Below are 231 nucleotides of genomic sequence, written 5' to 3'. Positions count from 1 at the left end.
CGGCCGCCTCCCGCCAGATATTGCACCGGAGGAACAGCGCTTCGCCGTCTTTCCATTCGCCGGTCTGACGGTCATAGATCCGGGGCGTTGACGCCACGGTGAAATTCGCCACGGCCGCACCGGACGGGGTGAACCGCAGCTCGGGGTCAGCGGTCAGATTTCCGACGATGGTGATGGTGGTGTCACCAGCCACAATTTCCTCCTGCGTCCGCCTGGGTTCGGCGGCTGGTC

1 protein-coding gene is annotated in these 231 nt (G+C 64.9%); it reads right to left on the bottom strand.

Annotated elements, in window-relative coordinates; translation table 11 throughout:
* Positions 1 to 193 (bottom strand): single-stranded DNA-binding protein (gene ssb / locus BST12_RS30285; RefSeq protein ID WP_003902824.1); only part of this gene is annotated, 193 nt, incomplete at its 3' end.
* Positions 194 to 231: the final 38 nt, after the last annotated feature.

The sequence above is a fragment of the Mycobacterium angelicum genome (assembly GCF_002086155.1).
In the GTDB taxonomy this organism is placed as follows: domain Bacteria; phylum Actinomycetota; class Actinomycetes; order Mycobacteriales; family Mycobacteriaceae; genus Mycobacterium; species Mycobacterium angelicum.
The sequence above is the reverse complement of the archived record's forward strand: the minus strand, read 5'-3'. Positions and strand labels throughout refer to the sequence as shown.